Source organism: Acinetobacter sp. GW821-FHT09D10, from assembly GCF_059416285.1.
The window spans coordinates 196,834-217,827 of record NZ_JBWKOW010000003.1; the positions used below are offsets into that span (position 1 = coordinate 196,834).

The following is a 20,994-nucleotide window of genomic DNA, read 5'->3' on the forward strand; positions in this document are numbered from 1 at the left end:
GATCTTACGTTTTGACAGATTGTAGCGGAATGATGTGAAAAATGTTGTACATTCAATGTGTAAAGATAGGGAACAAGAATTAATGTGTATTGTGGCTTTAGCATGGCATGTTCTGGATGATCTGCCCTTGTGTCTTATGTCAAATCGAGACGAGTTTTATCATCGCCCCACAGCTTTGTTGCATCAGTGGGAACATACGCCAATTGTTGCAGGGCAGGACTTACAGTCCGGTGGTACTTGGATGGGGGTTACGCCTCAAGGCCGGTGGGCTGTTTTAACCAACTTCCGTGATGGGCGAGACCAAAAAACTTATGAAACTTCTCGGGGGCATTTAGTTCAGGCTTTTTTAGAATCTGATTTATTACCTATTCGTTTTGCACAACAATTAGAACAGCAGCAACAGAACTTTGCTGGCTTTAATTTGTTTATGGGAAATGCTGATCAAGCTGTCTATATGAGTAACCGTGGTGAAGCTCCTCAAGTATTAGCCAATGGAGTATATGTGGTTTCCAATGGCCTCATGTCTGATCATTGGGAAAAAACCAGACATTTACGAACACGGTTTACGCAAGAGTTTTTGCCTATGCTTCAACACCAGACAGAAGAGTTAACCTTGCAACATGCAGCGTGGGATATTCTGGAAGATGAGCGTAAGGTCACAACGGCATTATTGCCGAATACTGGCATTCAAGCAGAAATGGAAGAGTTATTGTCATCTACCTTTATTCAAAGTCCCGTGTATGGGACCCGATGTTCGAATTTTTTAAGAATGACCAATAATGAATGGGTATGGTTGGAAAAGACTCAACAAGGTGAGCACAGCGGTCAAATTGTACAGCAGCAGGTTATCTTAAATCGATAGCAATAAAATGCCGATCAATTGACCGGCATTTTTATAAGCATAAACAAATTAGCCTGCGATCACACCGCCATCTTTACGGGTAATCACAACAGTTGCTGAACGTGGACGTGCAGTTTTATTGCTTGGATCTTTCTGGGTTGCTGGCCAGTTACTGTCTGGTGTCGCGTAGCTTGCAGAATCTTCGCCCGGATGTTGAACATTAATAAAGATTGCTTTGTGGTCAGGTGTCATGGCAATGCCTGTAATTTCACACTGTTTTGGTCCAACCAAGAAACGGCGTAATGTTGAGTCTGTAACTTTAGCACCGACTAGAGTTTGTTGACCATTTGAAGTCGTTGCAGTAGCCCCATCACCAATCTGGCCCGGTAGTGCAGCAAGCATCATACAGTTCGTAACATCGGTGTAGGCACCATCGTCTGTTTGAATCCAAAGCACACCACGTGGGTCGAACCACATACCATCTGGTGAAGACAAATCATTATTGTCTGTCAGACCCGATAAGTTGATATTTGAAGCCATAGATGCTTCTGCACCAAATAGGTAGATATCCCATTTGAAGGTTTCAGCAGTCGTTTTATCATCGGTTTCTTTAAAACGGATAATATGACCGTTAACGTTACCTTTTTGCTCTTTGGTGCCGTTATATAAATCTGTGTAGTTACGTGGGTTGGCTGCATCTGTTGGGTAGTCTTTACCACGATTTGAGTTGTTGGTAAGAGTTACATAGATTTCGCCATTCACTGGGTTAACCGTACACCATTCTGGGCGGTCCATTTTTGTAGCACCGACAGCGTCGCCAGCCAAACGCGCAAATGTTACAACATCTGCTTGAGATTTGAATGGGTAAGTGGTGTTGCTTTCATTTAAGCCATTTTTGCCATAGGCAAGTTCAATCCATTGACCTGAACCATCGTTATTAAATTTGGCAACATACAATTTACCTGCGTTCATATATTTGTCACCGACCGTATAGCCGCCGTTTACATCTTTGGCATCCCATACAGCGGTAGAGACAAATTTATAGATGTATTCTCCGCGAGAATCATCACCCATATAAAATGCTAATGGTTGACCTACAACGGCACGGCAAGCACTATCTTCATGTGCAAAGCGACCTAATGAGGTACGTTTAACTGGATTTTGGCGAACATCAAACGGATCAATTTCGACCATCCAACCGAATGTATTAGGTCCATTGCGGTAGTCTTGTGTTGCCTGCGCAGCTTTTACATCAGCATTCCAACGATCATATAAGTCTTGTGATTCAACTTGACCAATTGCCGTTTCCCAGCCATAACGCGAACTTGTGCCGAAATAAATTTGTCTCCCTTGTTCATCAACGTTAGGGATTAACTCACCATTTTTATCTTTTAAATAAATAACCTTGCCATCTTTATCTTTTTTAGGCGCACCTTTTTCATCTTTCTCGTAAAGATAAGGTTCATCTTTTTTAACGCCTAAACCGTAACGTTTTAATGCAATTTTTTCTGCATCTGTACGTGCATATTCATCGCTACCAGAACGTTGGAAATAACCAATAAAGTTTTCTTCGGTAGTTAAATACGTGCCCCAAGGGGTATAACCATTACCACAGTTATTATGTGTGCCGCGAGTTTGACGTCCAGCAGGCGAGAAACGAGTTGAAAGCAAACTAGAACCAGCAGCAGCACCAGCAAATTCCATAATGGTTGATGCTGTAATACGTCGGTTGAAAATTGATTTTTTAACAATTTCTACTTTTTGAGTTGCTGCATCTTTTTTGATATGAACGACAGATACGCCGTGTGCATTGGTTTCACGAATTACTTCATCTTCAGGGCGACGTCCATCAACTTTTGTTGGACCTTTGGGGTGAAGGAAGGTCTGATTAATATATTCGTGATTCATGACTAACAAACCTTCGGCTGAAACACTTTCATCAAAGTCTTTTGTCGAAGTATTTAAACCAAAGAAATGCATGCCGTCATGGCAGTCGCCAGAGCGGAACTGGAAGCTTGGACCTGATGGAATATTATTATCATCCCAGTCACCAAAAGCAGGGTTGATTGAATCACCTAAAGCGTAAATGACATTGGCTTCATAACCTTCAGGTACAGTCACAATATCGTTGTGGTTTTTTGCGACTGCCGTAAAGGTTAATTTTTCTGGCTTTTTATTTGGATCAACAGGTGGGGTTCCACCGTTGTTAGGACCTGAGTCATCATTACTATCATTACAGCCTGTTAAAGTAGAGGCTAAAGTTAGAGCTACGGCACCGCTTGCTGCTTTAGTAATTAAACTACGGCGACTTACATGTTGTTCTAAAATGTCACGAAAGTGGAGGTTGTCAGAAGTATTATTATCCAGTTCTTGGTCTTCATGATATGGCGTCAGCTCTGTCATGGGAAATTCCTAAGTAAGTAAATAAAGAGATTGTTCTAAAAGTCTTCATGAGCTTAGGTTGTGAATGTGACGTGGCGTTGACGTTTTGATGATAAGTTAGTGAAATATTTGATTGTTTAGTCAAAAATAAAAGAAACCTGCACAAGGCAGGTTTCTTTTATTTTGGTGAAAGAAATTATTTCTTCACAACAGATGGAGCAATTGGGTCGGCAGTGATATAGCCAACTGCTGCTGCAAATTTGTTGCTGTAGTTTGTATTAATTGCTGTATCAATTTGCGCAAGTAAATCTGCACTGATACCAGTACGAACACCATTAGTTTCTTTGTAGAAACGGTTCCATTCATCACCTGGATGTTGGAAGTTACTCATGATGTAAGTCCAACCATTCACTTCATCGACTGCGTGTAGACCAGTCGATTCTGCACCTGCTGGTGTAGACAAGATACGAATGAGCTGTTTAGTGTCGACATTATAAGCCCATAAGAAGTTATTCAAATGGTTACCAGAGTCTTCACCAATAAATAACGTACGTAGCTTTTCAGAGAACTTCAAGTTATCTGGGCTAGCGATCTGTTCTGGGTCAGCAGTGTTACCTAAAGTGTCAAAGCTAATATCTTTACCTTTAATGAGAAGGCTAGATTGGCTGGGTACCCATTCACTATTGATTGCGACATTTAAGCTGTCTTTTTGGCCGCCTGTAAGCTTATGCTCCAAAATACCACCAGCTGTGATTTTCGGGAATTTAACGTTGTGTTCAGCAAGGTAGCCACTACCGCCTTCAACCATTGAATCAACAATGTTAGCTAAAGCCGAATATGCTCGTTTATCTGCAATATTTACAGTCGTACCTTCGTTCTTAGTCAATGCCATTGAAGCACCGACGTAAGCAGCATAGCGGTGTGTTTCAAGGAAAGCAGCGGCAAGTTTAGTTTTGTCACTGTTATCTTTAAGCTTGAGATAAACACCAGTTTTGCTCAAATAAGTAAATTTGAAACCTTGTGCTTCCAATTCTGTTTTTTGAGCAGCTTGTTGGATTTTTAAGCGATCTTTTGCAGCTTTTGCTAAAGCTTGTTGTTCAGGATTACCTTTGTCACCTGCATCAATAGCATCTTTTTCTGCTGTTGTTGCATCGCTTGGATATTTAGCAATTTGTAGAACTGATTCAAAAATATCAGTTCCTTTAATACCGCTCTTGATCAGATTTTCAATCTCTACACTCGTTGCATGACCCAGCTTGATCCATGAGATCTGACCCGTCGTTGTATCTGTAAGCACTGTTGTATATTTTGCAACGTAGAGGGTACCCGCAGATAGGTCTTTCTCTTTATCTGCAACGAACATGAAGAGACCACCATTGGTATAGTCGTCACCCATTAATACAGTACGGTTATCTGGGAAAACTTGCACAAGCTCATGTGAAATACGGCCTAAACAGTAGTGCTTTGTCACGTGACCCGTACCATCTGCATTTACGGTAATTTCTGGTAAATGACCATAGTTATATGGATTAGCTGCATTTTCATCACCATACACATTTTTACTGAATGCTTTAAGTGTTGAAAGTGATTGACCTAACTTTTGGTTGAAAGCATCTGGTTCATATTCTTCACTCGATAAATGAGTTCCCCATGGTGACAAGCTTGCACCACAAGTAATCCATAAACCATGCGCATTTGAAGTGTCTACATTGTGATATTTAATTAAAGTCAAATGACCAGTTTTCGGGTCTTGGTCTAAAGTAAGCACAGCAATCGGAGATGATAATTTACCGTAAGTATCACCACCATTTTGGTCCTTCGATAAATATTCAAACTGAACCACATGGAATACAGGGTTACCCGTTACACCTAATGCTTTCTTGTCTGCATCTGTGAAATCTTTGCCAGTCGCTTGTTTGAAGCTAATTAGAGAACTACCATCTGGACAGTCAGAGAAGAACTGACGCTCTTTACCCGCAACTGATTTGTCGATAATTGGCTGATTATTAATATCGTAATAACCACCCGCGATAATCTTTCCGCCTTTACCATCAGGAACTTCTGTACCTGTTAAAAAGAATGGTTTGTAAGCAAGTTGGTATTCAGTTTTACTGCCATCTTCCCATGAAATCGCAAGTTTTGATGCACATGCTGTCGTTGCCATCTCTGCTACAGCAGAAGGAGCTGGCATTGAAGTGAACGTTGCATTTTTAAAGTTAATTGGTTTTGATGGAGTCGTAATGTCTGAATCATCATTACTATCGTTACATCCTGCTAACGTTGCTGCCGTAGCCATCGCACCTAATGGAAGAAAAGGAATCCCCGTAAACCATTTTAAAATATCGCGACGTGTTGGGTGGTTAGAAGCAGTTGTCATAATAAATCCGTAACTTTTGTGAGTATATTTGTTGAGTTGATTCTATGGACTAGAAATGACACTTTTCTTACACTTTTAAGTCACTTTGAAGACAGTTTATGGGTTTGTAGATTAAAAAGTGGTCTATATGAAAAGCCTGAACTTTGAATTTCAGGCTTTAAAAAAATATGATTTGTTATTCAGCAGATTGAGCTTTTCTTTTCTCAAGAATTTTACCGAATAATAATCCAAGTTCAAAAAGCAACCACATTGGGATGGCTAACATCACCATAGAAATTGCATCTGGTGGTGTAATGAACATGGCTACAAAAAAACATCCCACAATAATAAAACGTCTTTTTTCAGCCAGACTCTTTGTATTCACCACACCTATTAAAATAAGTAAGAGGGTCGCGATTGGAATTTCAAAAGTCACACCAAAAACTAAAAATAACTTTAAGCAAAAGCTTAGGTAGCTATTAATATCCGTCATAGGTGCTACGGTTTCAGGCGATACACTAATAAAGAAATGTAAAATTGCAGGAAGGGTAATGTAATATGCAAAAGCAACGCCGGCATAGAACAAAACAATGCTACCAATAAGTAACGGAAGTGCTAAATGACGTTCTTTTTGATACAATGCTGGACGCACAAAAGTCCATATTTCATAAAGAATAAATGGCATTGCCAACACGAGCGCGACAAATAAATTGAGCTTGAACGGCGCCATAAAGGTTGCAGTCACATCTGTAGCAATCATTGACGATGATGCAGGGAGCTGTAACCTTAAAGGTTCGGATAATAATTGGTAAGTGTTATTTCTAAAGGGTAATAAGCAAAAGAATAAAAATAATGTTACCCCGACAATCCTAAATAAATGACGTCTTAAAACCACCAAATGGTTCATGATTGGCATTTGGTCTAGATTTTCTTGCGTATTTACAGTCGTTGAAGGCAGTTGGTTCATACGGCAATCTTCAATTTAACGGGGGGTGTTTCTAAAGTGTCGCTTTGAGATGCCAAAGGTGTAAATTTGGCAAGAAAGGGCACTTCATAATGGCCCGATACAGGGGAGTACATTGTAGACTGAGATATAGTTTCAGCTACCTCAGCTTTTTCTGATTTGTCTGAAGTAGTCTGTTTTTGTATTTCTTCAAGTTGTTGTTGTACTTTGCGTTCAAGTGCTTCAATGCGGTTGAGTTCTTCTTGCATTTCTTTTCGAAATTCAGAAAGACGCAACTCTTGATCAATCTCATTTTGCAAATTGGTAATATAACGTTTTAGACGGACATACCAACGACCAGCAAAGCGTGCGGCTTCTGGAAGTTTATCCGGACCTAAAACTAAAATTGCAATAATTGCAAAACAGAGTAGCTCTGTCATTCCTACATCAAGCATGGTGGAAAACCTTTAGCTTTTCACTGATGTGCTGTCAGGGGTTTTGACTTGGGCATCAATTGTACGTGGAGTATTAAGAGCAGCAGTTTCGTCTTCTTCACGAACTGATTTTTTAAAGTCTTTTACTGCACCACCTACGTCTTTACCGATATTTTTTAATTTAGATGTACCAAATAATAAAATAACGACAATTGCAAAAATAACAACGTGCCAAATAGATAAACCGGCCATGATCTTATACCTCTTTTCAGTTTGGTTTATCTCAACAGGTTGCTATGACAACAATGTGACATTTATATGTCATTTTTAAGACAATGGCCGTCAGTCAAAATCTAAAAAGATGGGTTCTAGAAAGGATGTGTTTGGTTTTTTACTTTAGAAAGAGTTAAAAAAGAGAAGCTTAAATTACTTGAAAAGGAGAGTACATTTCATTTTGAAAAGGTGTAGCATAACAGGCTGGTTTTGATGGGTGAGAGGAGAAAACGTGGCATTAATACTCCCAATATTTGCTTTTATTGTTGGACTTCTGCTTGCCCAGACTTCTCTTTCAGAAACGATAAAACCTGTTCTTTCCGCTTGGCTTGCCCGCTTACTTATTCCAGTTGTTATTATTTACAACATGGTATTTTATCAGCCGGGTAGTTTGAGTTTAATGCTCTTTAGCTTTGGTTCAGCATTTCTTATTTTCTTTGCTTATTTAGCTTTATTTAAAGACAGATTATTAGCACTTTGCGCAAGTTATACCAACATGGGGTGGCTCGGCTTTCCTTTTGCCATGGCTTTATTTGGGCCCCAAGCTACGGCGCCTATTGTGGCGTTATATATTGGAATGTCGCTTTTTGGCAATGCTTGGGCTGTGACTGCTGTAACAACTGCACCGCAAAGTAAGCTCAATATATTAAAAAAAGTTTTGTCTTCTCCACCATGTATTTCAATATTCGTTGCGCTTGTGCTCAGGCTTTTAGGTGCCCAGCATCTCGAACATCCTGCCATACACTGGGTCTATGAAGTTGCCAAGTTTGTGATGACTTTTGCTGGGATGTGTGTGTTGGGAATGTGGCTGCGCCGTACCCGAGTTCATGTAAAAGACTTAATTTACAGTACAAAAGCTCAAGCTTTTAAGGTGGTATGTGGGATTATTCTTTGTGGACTTACTTATAGATTTCTACCGATTCCCAATATGAGCCAGCACATTGGTGTGATGTTTTTAATGTTCTGTTTGCCACCAGCTGCCAACATTGTAGCCCTAGAAACCCATTATCAAGGAACGGGAAGATCTGCGGCTTATATCGCCTCTGGGACGATTGTGAGCTGTGTGTGTATTGCAATTTATGCGGTATTTTTGCACATGTTCGTCTAATTAATTATTTAATTCTAGCCCTACACTTGCTTGTGCTAAGGCGGCATGGATGCCGCCATGTCACTGCGGTAGCAAGGATGTACCGTCAGTGACAGAAATGGTTTTGTTACTTTTGCCTAAACAAAAGTAAAGTATTGCCTATACAAAGCCGAATATTCTCTAACGTGGTATTCAAAGGCTATATGAAAAGAAAGTTTATACTAAACTCTCTCTAAATAACTGCATCGCTTGTCCACGATGACTAATCTTATTCTTGTCTTCTTTAGACAGTTCAGCGCTAGAAACTTGCAATTCAGGCAACCAGAACAGTGGGTCATAGCCAAAGCCATTTTCACCACGAGCAGCTTCTAAAATTTCACCGTGCCAAATGCCTTGGAAAATTTGTGGCAAAGGGTCTTCTGCATGAGTCACTAAAGCAAGTACACACACAAACATGCCTTCAATCACTTCACCATTTTTACGAAATGGTAATAAATCATTAAGTAACTTGGCATTATTTGCTGCGTCGTCACCATGTTCTCCAGCATAGCGTGCTGAGAAAATACCGGGTGCGCCACCTAAGACAGAAACGCAAATACCAGAGTCGTCAGCCATAGCAGGTTTACCTGAAATTTGAGAGGCATGACGAGCTTTAATAATGGCATTTTCAATAAAGCTTAAACCATCTTCAATTGCATCGGGAATATTAAGGCGGCCTTGAGGAATAATTTCTACAGGTAACTTAAGCTGTTCAAAAAGTTTTTCAAACTCAGCGACTTTACCTTTGTTATTGCTGGCAAGAACTAAACTGCCCTGATCAAACCAATGTGGGGTAGACATAATAAAACCAAACTTTATAGCTAATATCGAACTTGAGTTATGTTACGTGTTTTTTAAGAGGGGATATAGAGGGAAATAAATAGAATAAAAATGGATATCTAAACTAAAGCCACCTTGTAGAGCATACAAGGTGGCTTTAGTCGAGTAAGGTTTTTTACGGATGAACCGTTATTATTGTGCTTGAATCCATTTGTCTGCACGGTCACGCGCTGTACGGATTTGTTCTTGAGTTAAGTTCGCCGCTAGAGCAGTTTTCTTACCTTCTGATAGGCTAATTACTTTATTGTCGAGCATGCCATCACGAGTTGAAAGCTCATACCACTGGTAAGCACCTACGTAGTTTTTCTTTTGCTCTTCCATCATTGCGAGGTTATAGCTTGCACGGTTATCACCATTGCTTGCCGCTTTCTCGAAGTATTTACGAGCCATTGACTCATCTTTTCTAACACCAATGCCGTCGGCATACATACGGCCTACGTTTAATTGTGCTGGCGATAAACCTTGATCAGCTGCTGCTTTAAACCATGTGAAAGCTTGCTTTTCATCTTTTTCTACATCTTTACCATATTGGTAATGTGTACCAAGGTAAAATTGCGCGCCTGCTTGACCAGCTTTTGCAGCTTTCTGAAGGTCATTAACCCCCATTGTTGAAAAGCGTGCAGCCTGACTCGCAACCGATTGTGGCTGGGCGATATAATCTGCATGAGCCTGCATACTTAGCAGTCCTGCAAATAGTGTGCTAAATAATGTCTTTTTCATAGTGCACTCACTCGATAAATAGCGACTTCACCAAACAAATTAGGAACATGTTTGCTTAACAGGCTTCCCTGCTGATTTCCATTGACGGCGAGTCGATTAATAATTTGTATCTGATTTTCCACACATAGTGCTTCGAAATCTTTAAATGTACATAAATGAATATTGGGGGTGTTATACCACATATATGGTAGAGCATCCGATACAGGCATCATACCTTTTAATGCAAGAAAAGAACGAGTCTTCCAATGCGCAAAGTTTGGAAAAGTAATAATTGCCTGTTTACCCACACGCACCATGTCTCTTAATAAAACATCCGGTGCATCTACAGCTTGCAAAGCCTGTGCCATAACCACATAGTCAAAAGACTGGTCAGCAAAACGGCTCAAACCGAGATTCAAATCTTGTTGAATAATATTTAACCCGCGACTGACGGCAATTGCAATCTTTTCTTGATCAATTTCTAAGCCATAAGCACGAATTTGATGCTTTTGGCTCATATGAGCGAGTAATTCACCATCACCACAGCCCAAATCGAGTACGCTTGAGCCTGGTTTAATCCACTTTTCTGCCAGTTGTTGATCAATACGCATTAGCTTGCCTCCAGTGACGTCGATTTTAAGTGTTCTTCACCGCCTAAGAAAGCGCGCATGGTTTTGACATACAATGGAATCGGGAATAAGAACGAGTCATGTCCTTGTTCGGCATCAATATCGAGGTAACTTACTGGCTTATGATTGGTAATGAGTGCATCAACAATCTCTTGAGAGCGACTTGGTGTAAAACGCCAATCTGTTGTAAAAGAAACAATCAGGAACTGACATTTTGTTTTACCCATCGCGTCTGTTAACGAGTGGTTGTATTCACGTGATGGATCAAAATAATCCAATGCTTTGGTCATGATGAGATAAGTATTGGCATCAAAGTTACGGCTAAATTGCTCGCCTTGGTAACGAAGATAACTTTCGACCTGAAACTCGACATCAAAACCATACATAAATTTGCCTGATTTTAAATCACGGCCAAATTTTTGTTTCATGGCTTCTTCAGAGAGATAGGTGATATGACCTACCATTCGGGCCAAAATCAGGCCACGCTTAGGATAGCTATCATTTTCCAAATAACGACCATGATGGAAGTCTGGATCAGACAAGATAGACTGGCGTGCAACCTCATTAAAGGCAATATTTTGTGCTGAAAGCTTTGGCGCACTGGCAATGATGACACATTTTTGTAAGCGGTCAGGATAGTCAACCGACCATTGTAGTGCCTGCATGCCCCCTAAAGAGCCACCAATAACGGCATACCAAATATTTACACCCAACCGGTCAGAAAGCATGGCCTGAGTTTTTACCCAGTCACGTACCGTTACTAATGGGAAATCTGGTCCATAAGGGCGATTATCATTTTCAGGATTTGGGGAAGTTGGGCCAGTTGAGCCATTACACCCACCAATATTATTTAGCGAAACTACAAAAAACTTATTCGTGTCGATTGCTTTACCCGGGCCAATACAGCTATCCCACCAACCAGCTTTTTTATCATCTTCGTGGTGATAACCCGCTGCATGATGATGTCCGGAAAGAGCATGACAGATTAAAATAGCATTTGATTTATCTGCATTTAAAGTGCCGTAAGTTTCGACCATTAATTCAAAACGTGGCAAAACACGGTCACATTCAAGATGTAATGGTTCTTCAAATTGGAACTTTTGCGGAGTGACTAACCCCACTGAATCAGCTGGAAAAGACACGGGAACATTTCGCCTTTTAAATCTTTCAGGAATAAAAAGAAAGGATACCAAGCTAGGTATCCTTTCCAAAGTCTTTTTTTTAATTAAACAGCAGCGGCAACAACCTGATCTGTACTTAAAACACCTTGATCAATCAAACGGTTAGTACATGCAATAATTGCTTCAATTGATGAGGTGACTGTATTGTCATGAACACCGGCACCAAATGAACCTCTGCCTGTACCTTTGACTTGAAGTTCAATTAAGGTTAACGCTTTCGCATTTGCACCTGAGCTGATACTGCGTTCTTCATAGTTCAACACGTCAATTGGTAACTGAAGCGCATTTAAGAATGCAGAGATTGGTCCATTACCTTCACCGCGAAGTTGTTGTGTTTCACCTTCGACATCAACATCAAGTTCGATGATTTGAGTACCATTAATGTCAGATAATCTGTAGTTTTTGACTGTGTAATGGTGGTTTTTTACATCAACATACGTGTCTTTAAATAAGGTCCAGATTTCTTTTGCATTAATTTCTGTACCGTTATCATCAGCATATTGTTGAACAACCTGACTGAACTCGATTTGTAAACGACGGGGCAACACAACGTTGTAGTTCGCTTCTAATAAGTAAGCAATACCGCCTTTACCAGACTGGCTGTTTACACGAATAACTGCATCGTAGTCGCGGCCCAAATCTTTCGGATCGATTGGCAAGTAAGGCATATCCCAGATTTCTTCGTTTTTCTGGTACTCAAAGCCTTTTTTGATTGCATCCTGATGTGAACCAGAGAATGCAGTAAATACCAAGTCGCCTGCATATGGATGACGAGGGTGTACCGGTAAGCCAGTACATTCTTCAACTGTTGCAATCACTTCATTAATGTTAGAGAAATCTAACTCTGGCGCTACACCTTGGGTATACATGTTCAATGCAATCGCTGCAACGTCAACATTACCTGTACGTTCGCCATTACCAAACACACAACCTTCAACACGGTCAGCACCTGCCATAATTGCAAGTTCTGATGCAGCAATACCACAGCCGCGGTCATTGTGGCAGTGAACAGAAATGATCACGCCATCACGACGTGCCAAATTACGATGCATCCATTCAATTTGGTCTGCATAAACATTTGGTGTAGACACTTCTACAGTCGCAGGTAAGTTTAAAATAACTTTATGGTCAGGACGTGCATCCCAAATTTCTGTGACGGCATCGCAGACATCTTTAGCGACTTCTAATTCTGTTGCAGAGAAACACTCTGGACTGTACTGGAAAATCCAGTCAGTTTGAGGATACTGCGCCGCATACTCTTTAACTTTTTGAGCCGCATTAATTGCTAACTGTTTTGCGCCATTAACATCTACATTCAACACCTTTTGACGGAAGGTTGGAGAATTAGAATTATAAATATGCACAATCGCACGTTTAGCACCTGCTAAAGACTCAAAAGTACGTTCAATTAAATGGTCACGCGCTTGAACCAAAACTTCAATGTATACGTCATCAGGAATATGATTTTCTTCGATCAACATACGGGTAAAATCGAAGTCGATTTGAGATGCAGAAGGGAAGCCGATTTCAATATGCTTAAAACCGATTTTTACAAGCATTTTGAACATTTTGAATTTTTGTTCCATGTCCATTGGTTCAAAAATTGCTTGGTTACCGTCACGTAAATCGGTGCTCATCCAGATTGGCGCTTTTGTAATTTCGTTATTTGGCCATTGGCGATCTGGTAAATCCACTCGTTGGTACATACGGCGGTATTTTTTGCTTGGGTCAGCCAACATCATGAGAAAACTCCTTGTCTCGTAGCGCGGTTGCTCTGAATATATTTAAAAGGCAACGTCTCTACGGTTATATATGGTATCTAATTGAGAAAAATTAAAGGTAATTTCGAAGTGCTGCTTTAAAAAGCAGACAAAATATTTATACGCGCGCGTGGCGCAGCATCAGGAGTTGCAGATGATGTCTTGCTTGAGTAGGCTGGGCAAACAAGTAATTCGTTTTCATCTCTAGACCGTGAAATAATAAGTTTGGTGGTTTGCTAATATGTTTATCATTTAGATATATCACATCTAAACAATGATTACACGTTGTGCAAAATTCTTATAATAATTTTAATCTCGGAAATTAGAAAATAATTTTCTAATTTTGCGCTACTTTCTAATTTGTAGGAAATATTTTTCGATATTTTGCCTTGTTGAGGAAAAAAAGATTGCATGATCTCAATAAGGCAAAAATAAATGTAGTTACAGTTCTGACCACATGCGAATTAAGTTGTGGTAAATATTGGTGAGTTTCATAACTTCAGTATAACTATCACCGTGTGTCTTACGCAGTGCTCTGATACTTTCATCTAAATTAAATAGAAGGTGTCGCTTACTATCATCGCGCACCAGACTTTGAACCCAGAAAAAAGAAGCAAATCGAGTACCAGATGTAATACTACTCACCTCATGTAAGCTAGTAGAAGGATAGAGTACTACATCGCCTGCTGGTAATTTGACTTCGTGATAACCATAAGTATCTTCAATAACCAGATCACCACCTTCATATTCATCAGGTTCACTTAAAAATAATGTACAAGATAAATCGGTACGAATTTGCTCAGAAGTACCACGGATAAGGCGAATTGAGTTATCTACATGGAAGCCAAAGCTTTCATGTTCATCATATCGATTAAAAAGTGGTGGAATAATTTTGTGAGGTAGGGCTGCGGCCTGAAACACAGGATTTTGCCAAATTGCTTTAATCACAATATCACTTAAATTGTGTGTAAGCGGGTCTTGTTCAGAAAGTTGCTGATTTCTTTTAACCGAAGCCGATAGGGTGCCAGCAGTAACTTTCCCACCTACCCAACTCGCTTCTTTCATGAGCTTACGAAACTCAGCAACTTGCTCTTTGCTTAAAACACTAGGGATATGATGAATCACAGCAAACACCTTTTAAATAGATACTTCATTTGTAAAAATAGCCTCGTGATGAGGCTATCTTATATGAACTTTAATTAATTCCATAAAGCTATTATGGAATTTAAACTTAGTACTTAAAGTTAATTGCTAACACTGCGTTACGGCCATTACCTTCAAATGCATAGTGGGCTGCATGTGCACTCGTGAAATAGCGCTTATCAGAGATATTGTTGATGTTAAGCTGTAAATTTACGTTCTTGTTAACGTCGTATTTAGCCATCGCATTGTAAATAGTATAGGTTGGCAAATATTTAGGCGCAGTCGTGTTTACAAATACTTGATCACGATATTCAACACCAGCTCCTAAAGTCAATTGAGGCATTACTCTGTAAGTAGACCATAAGGTAGCGCTGTTTTTCGCTACAAATGGTAATGGCTTACCTTCTTGAGCAATCGAATTGTATGCAGCATCTGTGATTTCGCTGTCTAAATAGCTATAACCTGTCGATACATCCCATTTGTCAGTAATCTTTCCGTTCAAGCTGATTTCAAATCCATCAACTTTACTTTTACCAGCGTTAGCAGTTGTTGTAGGGTCGATTTGGATACGTGTATTTTGCTTTTCTGTACGGAAAATTGCTGCGGTTAAATTTGCGCGGTTATTAAACAGATCCCATTTTGTACCTAATTCAAAAGTACGTGCTTCTTCAGGCTTAAGATTGTTAACAATATCTGTTGTACCTAGAGCGTTATCGCTACTATCACCTTCAGCTAAAACACCGACTGGGTTTGCAGAGGTTGCATAACTTGCATAGATGCTACCTGCTTCAGTTGGCTTAAAGACTAAGCCAGCTTGATAAGTGAAGAAATCTGAATCACTTTCGTATTTTGTTCCCTTCGGAATACTAATGGTAGAGTTATAAGCTCCGCCAGTTGTACCGTTGACATCTTTATTATATTTTTTCTCTGTTTCAAACTTATCCCAACGTACACCCAAATTTAAAAGCCATTGAGGATTAAATTCAATACTATCTAAAGCATAAAGAGAAACAGTGTGGCTACGAGTTGTAGATTGTCCTTTAATTGTTCCCAGTTTGTCAGTGAATGCACCGTTCCCTGGATTATTCAAACTCGTACACCAGCCATTTGAAGCAGCCGCAGCTGAAGTACAGTTGCTAATATTATCTTGTAAAATTGTCGAAGTTGTTTGTCCTGCCGCATTGGTAAATGTATACATACCTTGGTCAGTTTCTTGGAGACTCCATTCAGTACCGACATTAAAAGAATGTTTTAATGAACCAGTATTAAATTTACCTCTTAAAGAAAGTTGATCGCTATATGCATCGGTATCCAAGATACGACTTAAAGCACGGCGAGCGATGGTACCTCTGTAAATGTTACCCTTCGAGTCATCAGCATTGGTGTAAACATAGTCAGATTTAGATTTGTTGTAAGTCGCTACATTTGACAAGGTAAGATTTTCATTAAAGTCATGTTCTAATTTAAACGTACCAATATGGTTTTCACGTTTATCAAAGTCACGAGCTTTCCAGCCATAGTAAGTACCCGCTTTTACATCAACAGGCTTACCGTTACCAGGAGTCACAGTAACTCCAGCAGGAGGAGTAGTCGGGTTTGCATTGTTAAATGGAATACCCGCATCTGGTTCATCATTACTGCGTAAATAGTAGTAGCTAAGTGTTCCACGAGTTGCTGTATCTAGGCCAAATGCAAGACTTGATGCAATACCAGCACGAGCATATTCAGCGCCGTTACTCTGACCAGCTTTTTCATTTTCATGGCCCATAACAACAACACGACCAGCAACTCCGTTACCAAAGTCTTTGTTGGCATCGAGTTGAATATGACGATAGTTGTCAGTACCACCTTGAACACTACCTTGGTAAACGTCGCCTTCATGAGCAACTTTAGGAATTAAGTTGATACTACCACCAACACTACCGCCACCACCAAGGGCAGAAGAAGAGCCCTTAATAACTTCAACTTGTTCAATAGCAAACATATCGCGGCTTTGTGAAGTTGTATTACGAACACCATCAACATAAATAGAAGACTGTCCGCTATAACCACGAATATAAGGCATATCTGTAAATGGTGTACCACCTTCGCCAGCACCTAAAGTAATGCCTGGCTCATAGCGTAAAGCTTCGAGTAGGGTATTCGAGTTTGTATCTTTAATTAATTTTTGAGAAAGAATAGAGACTGATTTTGGCGTGTCTTTGAGGGGGGCCACGAATTTAGAGTTTGCAGACTGATCTACTTTTAAAGATTCTTCTTGAGTCGCTTGAGTATGAATCGTTGGTAATTGTGAAATTGCTTCTTGTGCCATGGCTGTTGTTGCAATCATTGATAGCGAAGAAGCTATCGCAGAAGAAACAATTTTTTTACGTGTTCTAATCAAAGACATGACTTCAGGACTCTAAAACTAAAAGGTTATGCGAATAATAATAATTCTTATTTATATGTACAGTTTGTGTTAATTGGATTTGCCAATTGAATTGTGAAGATAAAGTGAATGAGTGAATGCAGAATTGTACTTTTATGTAGCTAATCTACTGATTCTTAGTAATTGTTTGTAAAATCGATTAAAATTGGATTTTGATTGTAATTTTAGATTTATGAAGAATAACTAAAAAATTAGTTTTACTTAAGGCTTTATGAAAAATATTTAAAGAATCATAAAATTACTGTGAAATTTACTAGAATAACGACCTTCATTTAAATGAAGTGGTCGGTTAATTTTGTATATCTTGAAAGTTGTCATATAATACAGCACTTTTAAAAAAACTGTTCCTACTCACTAATTTTTATCGAGGAAGCCATGCAAGTAACGACTGAAGCGGTTTCGGGCGTTGCCCGTCGTTTAAATGTTTCTGTACCGACGAGCCGTATTAACGAGCAATTTGAAGCTCGTTTGAAGCGCACTGCCAAAACTGTGAAGATCAACGGCTTCCGTCCAGGTAAAGTACCTGAAAACGTTGTTCGTCGCGAATACGGTGCGGGCATTTATCAAGAAGTTGTAAATGACATCATTCGTGATAGCGTTTTTGAAGCAATTCAACAAGAAAAAATCAATGCGGTAGGAATGCCGAACATTGATAAAGTTGAACATAAAGAAGATGCTTTAGTTTTTGAAGCGACTGTAGAAGTTTATCCAGAAGTTACAGTACAAGCATTTGACGGTTTAGAAGTTGAACGTAAAACAGCTGAAATTAAAGATGCTGACGTTGACGCTATGATCGAAAACTTGCAAAAACAACGTCAAACTTGGGCTGTTACCAAGGGCATGGCGAAAAAAGACATGCAAGTGACTTTTGACTTTGAAGGCACTATCGATGGTGAGAAGTTTGAAGGCGGTTCTGCTGAAGACTTTAAACTTGTGTTAGGTTCAGGTCGTATGATTCCTGGCTTCGAAGACGGCATCATTGGCATGAAAGCTGGCGAAGAGAAAGTAATCGATGTTACTTTCCCAGAAGATTACCAAGCTGAAAACTTGGCTGGTAAAGCAGCTCAGTTCAAAATCACTGTGAAGCAAGTTGAAAAATCAAAACTTCCAGAAATTGATGCTGAATTCTTGAAAATCTTCGGTGTAACTGAAGAAGAAGGCGTTGAGAAGTTAAAAGCTGACGTTCGCAAGAATATGGAACGTGAAGTTCGCAATGGTTTACGTAACCAAGTTAAACAAGCTGCTTTTGATGCACTTGTTGCTGCGAACGAAGTTGAAGTTCCAACTGCAATGGTTGCTCAAGAAATTGACCGTCAACGTCAACAAATGGTTCAACAGTTCACTCAACAGTTCGGTGGTGCAGGCGCGCAATCTTTTGACAAGAGCATGCTTCCTGACGAATTGTTCAAAGAGCAAGCAGAGCGTTCTGTTAAGCTTGGCGTATTGGTAAGCAAAGTTTTAGCTGATGCTAAACTTGAAGTTGATCAAACTCGCGTTGATGCTTACATTGACGACATGGCTTCTTCTTACGAAGATCCAACTGAAGTGATTGAATACTTCAAAAATGATGCTCAACAACGTGCTCAAATCGAAGCAGTTGTATTAGAAGATCAAGTTGTTGATCACATCTTAGCTGCTGCTAAAGTGACTGACAAAGCTGTATCTTACGATGATTTGTTAAAAGAACAACAAGCTCGCCGTATGGGCTAATCTTTTAAGAAGTCAGAAAAAGGCGCTTTATGCGCCTTTTTTGTTTTTCACTATGTGGTTAATTTGAGTGCGACATTAAGTACTTAGGTATAAATAATATAATATTTCAGTGCGAACCTTTTGCAATTTGAGAAATTATCCCGCATATTGTTGCCATAGGTTAAGTCACAAAAAATTTAGGAATAAATAACGTATGTATGTTCCAACAATTGAAAATGCTTTAGTTCCTGTTGTGGTTGAACAATCTTCTCGCGGCGAACGTTCTTTTGATATTTATTCACGACTTTTACGTGAGCGCGTCATTTTCTTAACAGGTGAAGTTGAAGACAACATGGCAAATCTGATTGTTGCCCAAATGTTGTTTTTAGAAGCTGAAAACCCTGATAAAGATATCCACCTTTATATCAATTCTCCAGGTGGTTCTGTGACAGCGGGCATGGCTATTTATGACACGATGCAGTTTATTAAACCTGATGTCGTGACATATTGTATGGGTCAAGCTGCGTCAATGGGTGCATTCTTGTTAAATGCTGGTGCTAAAGGCAAACGCTATTGTCTAGAAAATGCCCGTGTCATGATCCATCAACCATTAGGTGGTTTCCGCGGTCAAGCATCGGATATTGAAATTCATGCGCGTGAAATTCTATTTATTAAAGAACGTTTAAACCGCTTAATGGCAGAGCACAGTGGTCAAGACTACGAAACCGTTGCTCGTGATACTGACCGTGATAACTTTATGACAGCACAGTCTGCTAAAGAATATGGTTTGGTTGATCAGGTGTTAAGTAAGCGTCCATAAGGACCTTCTGATGTAAATAACTTGAGATGTTGAAAAAGATCTCCATTTAGTTATTTATGCAGTGCATCTTGCCCTAATATTTAAGATTCTATTTGTGGAGTGAATATGTCCGAACATCCTCAAGGACAAAAACATTGTTCATTTTGCGGTAAAACGCAGTCTGAAGTCGGGAAACTGATTGCAGGTGAGGACGCATATATTTGTAATGAATGTGTGGATGTCTGCTTAGACCTTGTACAAACCAGCCAACAGGTTGAAGCAGGGGACTGGGCGAGTAAGGCATTGCCAAAACCACATGAAATACGTGCTGCGCTTGATCAATATGTGATTGGTCAAGATCTTGCCAAAAAGACGTTATCTGTTGCGGTTTATAACCATTATAAACGCCTAAAAGTTGGTCATAATGGCCATGTGTCTAAAGAAGTAGAAATTGCTAAAAGTAACATTCTACTGATTGGACCTACAGGTTCGGGTAAAACTTTACTTGCGCAAACATTAGCTCGCCTTTTAGATGTTCCATTTGCAATGGCAGATGCAACAACATTAACCGAAGCTGGTTATGTGGGCGAAGATGTTGAAAATATTGTACAAAAACTTTTGCAAAAAGCAGACTACGATGTAGAAAAAGCTCAGAAGGGCATTATCTATATTGACGAAATTGACAAGATTACTCGTAAATCTGAAAACCCGTCAATTACGCGTGATGTTTCAGGTGAAGGTGTACAACAAGCATTGTTAAAAATGATTGAAGGTACAGTGGCTTCTATTCCTCCGCAAGGTGGGCGTAAGCATCCGCAGCAAGAGTTTATCCAAATTGACACCTCGAATATCTTGTTTATTTGTGGTGGTGCATTTTCTGGTTTGGAAAAAATTGTACAGCAGCGTCAAGAGAAAGGCGGTATTGGTTTTACAGCTGATGTTAAAAACAAAGATGAAACCAAAAAACTTGCTGAATTGTTCCGTCAGGTTGAGCCAACCGACTTAGTGAAATTTGGTTTAATTCCAGAATTTATTGGTCGTTTACCAGTGATTGCTACACTTGAAGAGCTTGATGAAGAAGCATTAATGCAAATTTTGACTGAGCCAAAAAATGCATTAACTCGCCAGTATCAATATCTTTTCACTATGGAAAATGTTGATCTGATCTTTGAAGATTCTGCATTGCGTGCTATCGCGAAGAAAGCACTTGAACGTAATACGGGCGCGCGTGGTCTACGCTCTATTATGGAGAACGTACTGCTTGAAACCATGTACGATTTACCAAGCCGTACTGATGTTGGAACAGTCGTCATTAATGAAGCAGTGATCAATGGTGAAGCAGAGCCTGTTTATAAAGCTGAGCGCCAACCTAAAGAAGCTGTAACACATGAAAGTGTTGCTAAGGCAGATTTAAAGGTTATTGATTCGAAGTCTGCATAGATTTCATTCATCTAAAAAGCATGAATCGCGT

17 protein-coding genes are annotated in these 20,994 nt (G+C 39.7%); 5 read left to right on the top strand and 12 right to left on the bottom strand.

Annotated features, from left to right (window positions below; translation table 11 throughout):
- Window positions 1–82: 82 nt before the first annotated feature.
- A complete protein-coding gene (locus AC07M3_RS09975) occupies window positions 83–862 on the top strand; it encodes an NRDE family protein (RefSeq protein ID WP_494567269.1) in 780 nt (259 codons plus the stop codon).
- 48 nt (window positions 863–910) lie between these two features.
- On the opposite strand, the gene AC07M3_RS09980 is transcribed toward AC07M3_RS09975, so the two are convergent.
- The 5 genes from AC07M3_RS09980 to AC07M3_RS10000 all read right to left on the bottom strand — a co-directional run bounded on the left by AC07M3_RS09980 (window position 911) and on the right by AC07M3_RS10000 (window position 7,208).
- Window positions 911–3,244, bottom strand: coding sequence for a PhoX family protein (locus tag AC07M3_RS09980; RefSeq protein ID WP_494567193.1), 2,334 nt, complete (start codon window positions 3,242–3,244; stop codon window positions 911–913).
- A gap of 175 nt (window positions 3,245–3,419) precedes the next feature.
- Window positions 3,420–5,600 (bottom strand): PhoX family protein, encoded by a 2,181-nt coding sequence (locus AC07M3_RS09985; RefSeq protein ID WP_494567194.1) that lies wholly within the window; start codon window positions 5,598–5,600, stop codon window positions 3,420–3,422.
- A 175-nt stretch (window positions 5,601–5,775) separates the two neighbouring features.
- Window positions 5,776–6,546 (bottom strand): twin-arginine translocase subunit TatC, encoded by a 771-nt coding sequence (gene tatC / locus AC07M3_RS09990; protein ID WP_004794778.1) that lies wholly within the window; start codon window positions 6,544–6,546, stop codon window positions 5,776–5,778.
- Window positions 6,543–6,977, bottom strand: a complete 435-nt coding sequence (gene tatB / locus AC07M3_RS09995; RefSeq protein ID WP_494567195.1) for a Sec-independent protein translocase protein TatB — start codon at window positions 6,975–6,977, stop codon at window positions 6,543–6,545. Before tatB ends, tatC begins: the two co-directional genes overlap by 4 nt.
- A gap of 12 nt (window positions 6,978–6,989) precedes the next feature.
- Window positions 6,990–7,208, bottom strand: a complete 219-nt coding sequence (locus tag AC07M3_RS10000; RefSeq protein WP_004794775.1) for a Sec-independent protein translocase subunit TatA — start codon at window positions 7,206–7,208, stop codon at window positions 6,990–6,992.
- Between the two features lie 253 nt (window positions 7,209–7,461).
- Between AC07M3_RS10000 and AC07M3_RS10005 the strand changes: the two genes are divergently transcribed.
- Window positions 7,462–8,337, top strand: a complete 876-nt coding sequence (locus tag AC07M3_RS10005) for an AEC family transporter (RefSeq protein ID WP_494567196.1) — start codon at window positions 7,462–7,464, stop codon at window positions 8,335–8,337.
- A gap of 195 nt (window positions 8,338–8,532) precedes the next feature.
- On the opposite strand, the gene rdgB is transcribed toward AC07M3_RS10005, so the two are convergent.
- From rdgB to AC07M3_RS10040, 7 genes are all read right to left on the bottom strand, one after another.
- Window positions 8,533–9,156 (bottom strand): RdgB/HAM1 family non-canonical purine NTP pyrophosphatase, encoded by a 624-nt coding sequence (gene rdgB / locus AC07M3_RS10010; RefSeq protein WP_494567197.1) that lies wholly within the window; start codon window positions 9,154–9,156, stop codon window positions 8,533–8,535.
- Between the two features lie 171 nt (window positions 9,157–9,327).
- Window positions 9,328–9,915: a tetratricopeptide repeat protein gene (locus AC07M3_RS10015; protein WP_016801941.1), complete on the bottom strand. Its 588-nt coding sequence runs from the start codon at window positions 9,913–9,915 to the stop codon at window positions 9,328–9,330.
- Window positions 9,912–10,505 (bottom strand): methionine biosynthesis protein MetW, encoded by a 594-nt coding sequence (metW, locus tag AC07M3_RS10020; protein WP_009393021.1) that lies wholly within the window; start codon window positions 10,503–10,505, stop codon window positions 9,912–9,914. Before metW ends, AC07M3_RS10015 begins: the two co-directional genes overlap by 4 nt.
- Complete coding sequence (gene metX, locus AC07M3_RS10025; protein WP_003654837.1) at window positions 10,505–11,665, bottom strand: homoserine O-succinyltransferase MetX; 1,161 nt, start codon at window positions 11,663–11,665, stop codon at window positions 10,505–10,507. Before metX ends, metW begins: the two co-directional genes overlap by 1 nt.
- A gap of 83 nt (window positions 11,666–11,748) precedes the next feature.
- On the bottom strand, window positions 11,749–13,446 hold the full coding sequence (leuA, locus tag AC07M3_RS10030; protein WP_004641067.1) for a 2-isopropylmalate synthase: 1,698 nt from the start codon (window positions 13,444–13,446) through the stop codon (window positions 11,749–11,751).
- A 459-nt stretch (window positions 13,447–13,905) separates the two neighbouring features.
- The gene (locus tag AC07M3_RS10035; protein WP_494567198.1) at window positions 13,906–14,589 is read right to left on the bottom strand and encodes a Fe2+-dependent dioxygenase; all 684 of its coding nucleotides are present in this window, start codon (window positions 14,587–14,589) and stop codon (window positions 13,906–13,908) included.
- A 106-nt stretch (window positions 14,590–14,695) separates the two neighbouring features.
- Window positions 14,696–16,996, bottom strand: coding sequence for a TonB-dependent receptor (locus AC07M3_RS10040; RefSeq protein ID WP_307011875.1), 2,301 nt, complete (start codon window positions 16,994–16,996; stop codon window positions 14,696–14,698).
- A gap of 414 nt (window positions 16,997–17,410) precedes the next feature.
- On the opposite strand from AC07M3_RS10040, the gene tig reads away from it, so the two are divergent.
- The 3 genes from tig to clpX all read left to right on the top strand — a co-directional run bounded on the left by tig (window position 17,411) and on the right by clpX (window position 20,963).
- Complete coding sequence (gene tig, locus AC07M3_RS10045) at window positions 17,411–18,745, top strand: trigger factor (RefSeq protein ID WP_005036955.1); 1,335 nt, start codon at window positions 17,411–17,413, stop codon at window positions 18,743–18,745.
- A gap of 193 nt (window positions 18,746–18,938) precedes the next feature.
- Entirely contained in the window at window positions 18,939–19,544 is a 606-nt protein-coding gene (gene clpP, locus AC07M3_RS10050) for an ATP-dependent Clp endopeptidase proteolytic subunit ClpP (protein ID WP_003654845.1), read from the top strand.
- 105 nt (window positions 19,545–19,649) lie between these two features.
- A complete protein-coding gene (gene clpX / locus AC07M3_RS10055) occupies window positions 19,650–20,963 on the top strand; it encodes an ATP-dependent Clp protease ATP-binding subunit ClpX (protein ID WP_045434957.1) in 1,314 nt (437 codons plus the stop codon).
- The last annotated feature ends 31 nt before the right edge of the window (window positions 20,964–20,994 follow it).

Excerpts from the sequence above, each read along its gene's own strand:
- tatB (WP_494567195.1), bottom strand. The coding sequence starts at position 6,977 with ATGCTTGATGTAGGAATGACAGAGCTACTCTGTTTTGCAATTATTGCA.
- AC07M3_RS09985 (WP_494567194.1), bottom strand. The coding sequence starts at position 5,600 with ATGACAACTGCTTCTAACCACCCAACACGTCGCGATATTTTAAAATGG.
- rdgB (WP_494567197.1), bottom strand. The coding sequence starts at position 9,156 with ATGTCTACCCCACATTGGTTTGATCAGGGCAGTTTAGTTCTTGCCAGC.
- metW (WP_009393021.1), bottom strand. The coding sequence starts at position 10,505 with ATGCGTATTGATCAACAACTGGCAGAAAAGTGGATTAAACCAGGCTCA.
- AC07M3_RS10015 (WP_016801941.1), bottom strand. The coding sequence starts at position 9,915 with ATGAAAAAGACATTATTTAGCACACTATTTGCAGGACTGCTAAGTATG.
- leuA (WP_004641067.1), bottom strand. The coding sequence starts at position 13,446 with ATGATGTTGGCTGACCCAAGCAAAAAATACCGCCGTATGTACCAACGA.
- AC07M3_RS09975 (WP_494567269.1), top strand. The coding sequence starts at position 83 with ATGTGTATTGTGGCTTTAGCATGGCATGTTCTGGATGATCTGCCCTTG.
- AC07M3_RS10000 (WP_004794775.1), bottom strand. The coding sequence starts at position 7,208 with ATGGCCGGTTTATCTATTTGGCACGTTGTTATTTTTGCAATTGTCGTT.
- clpX (WP_045434957.1), top strand. The coding sequence starts at position 19,650 with ATGTCCGAACATCCTCAAGGACAAAAACATTGTTCATTTTGCGGTAAA.
- tig (WP_005036955.1), top strand. The coding sequence starts at position 17,411 with ATGCAAGTAACGACTGAAGCGGTTTCGGGCGTTGCCCGTCGTTTAAAT.
- AC07M3_RS09980 (WP_494567193.1), bottom strand. The coding sequence starts at position 3,244 with ATGACAGAGCTGACGCCATATCATGAAGACCAAGAACTGGATAATAAT.
- clpP (WP_003654845.1), top strand. The coding sequence starts at position 18,939 with ATGTATGTTCCAACAATTGAAAATGCTTTAGTTCCTGTTGTGGTTGAA.
- AC07M3_RS10040 (WP_307011875.1), bottom strand. The coding sequence starts at position 16,996 with ATGTCTTTGATTAGAACACGTAAAAAAATTGTTTCTTCTGCGATAGCT.
- tatC (WP_004794778.1), bottom strand. The coding sequence starts at position 6,546 with ATGAACCAACTGCCTTCAACGACTGTAAATACGCAAGAAAATCTAGAC.